This window comes from Ruoffia sp. FAM 24228 (assembly GCF_045528575.1).
In the GTDB taxonomy this organism is placed as follows: domain Bacteria; phylum Bacillota; class Bacilli; order Lactobacillales; family Aerococcaceae; genus Ruoffia; species Ruoffia halotolerans.
Genome location: NZ_JBGQQZ010000163.1, coordinates 1 through 336, shown reverse-complemented (window position 1 = coordinate 336; position 336 = coordinate 1). Strand labels below are relative to the sequence as shown.

At 47.6% G+C, this 336-nt stretch carries 1 pseudogene; it reads left to right on the top strand.

Going from position 1 to position 336, the window contains the following annotated elements:
* Nucleotides 1–336 (top strand): annotated as a pseudogene (locus tag ACEN33_RS12510) (IS30 family transposase); the annotation flags it as partial.

Here is a 336-nt window from a genome sequence, read left to right as displayed (position 1 = left end):
ACGCCAAACGCAAAATGGAAAAGTGTATGACACCTACTATTCTGTTTATGACGCTGATGCAGGACAGGCCTTCTATGAAAAGCAACGACTGAACTGTGGCAGACGCCCCAAATGGGCGAACACAAATGCCTTCATTGACTGGGCAGATGACAAAATGTTAAATGAAAAATGGTCGCCGGACGTCGTGGTCGGATTTGCCAGAAAACACGCGCTGTTCGATTGTGCCATCATTCCTGGAACAACCGCTCTTTATCAATGGATTGACCGCGGAATCATGCGAACAAAGAACATGGACTTGCTTGAAAAACTGTCCCGTAAAATCAAAGCGGGCCGCCC